The following is a 1,257-nucleotide window of genomic DNA, read 5'->3' on the forward strand; positions in this document are numbered from 1 at the left end:
GGATTGTCGAGCGCCGAGTTCACCTTCTTGCCAGTCGACAAACGGGACTGGGTGGTGGCGAGCAGGTCGGCGGTGGATTGGAGAGAGAGCAGGTTCTGGCGAACCGACGCAGAGAGAACGATACCGGACATAACTCTTACCCTTCTGGTTTACGCGTCTTCGTTCGATCGCGATGGATCGAGTGACGAACACAGCCTGCGCGAACATGGCTAACAAAGGGTGAAACACGCCTCGCCGGTATAAGCCTCGATTCACCATGAACCGCTGGTGCACGTTGCGAGCGCCGGAAATCACACTGAATTCGTTGGTGATTTTTTCGCTTACGCTTCATTAACCATAACCGACGGTTACTTTTTCGGAGCTCGATCGAAAGCGCTCAAAGCGCTGGCGCAAAAACAAAGCGGCGGGGCCGAAGCCCCGCCGCCTTATTAGGTTTGATGTCTGCCGCTTATTAGCGGAGCAGCTGGAGCACGCTCTGCTGCGATTGGTTGGCCAGCGACAGCGCCGAGACCGCGATCGACTGCCGGGTCGACAGCGCCTGGCTGTTGGCCGCTTCCTCGTTGGTGTCGGCCAAGGTCAGGTTGGACGAACCCGTCTGCAGCACGTTGATCAGGTTCTTGTTGAAGTCCTGACGCACCTGCACCACGGAAAGGTTCGAACCGAGCGTGGAGGCTTCCGAACGCAGCGTGCTCGATGCCGTGTTCAGGTTGGTGAGCACCTTGTTGGTCGAGGAGTTGTCGATGAAGTCCGTGCCCTGCAACAGGCCAGCGAGACCCAGACCTTTGGAGTTGAAGGTCACGCCGGTGATGTTCAGGTTGGACTTGCCGGTCTCGTCGAACACGAGCTTGAGCTGGTCGCCGTTGAGCAGGTTGACACCGTTGAACGAAGCATCCAGCGAGGTCGTGTCGATCTGCGTCAGGATGTTGTTGTACTGGGACACCAGGTTGGTACGGGTGGCCTGGGCAACAGCATCAGCAACCGGAGCGGTGGGATTCGACCATGTCAAGGCGGTCGTGAGGGTGCCCCCGAGGGTACCACCAGCCGCTGCAGATCCGATCGTCGAGGACGCGTAGTCGTTGGTCGCTGAGACCGTCAGCAGGCCATTCGCGTCGATGGTGGCCGACAGGTTGTTGGCCTGAAGAGCCGTGTTGAGCTGATCGAGTGTCTTGACCGTGCCGCCGGTGCCGTCGCCGAAGGTGACATTGACCGCCGTGCCGCCGTTGAAGGAGGAGAAGGTCAAGGTCTTGCCCGAGACAC

General features: G+C 59.3%; 1 protein-coding gene. It reads right to left on the reverse strand.

The annotated features are described in order from the left end of the window. Positions 1–451 precede the first annotated feature (451 nt). The coding region (locus AC0L2O_RS36185) for a flagellin (protein WP_473373118.1) at positions 452–1,257 on the reverse strand (806 nt) is incomplete at its 5' end.

The sequence above is a fragment of the Bradyrhizobium sp. Kon10 genome, from assembly GCF_055807395.1.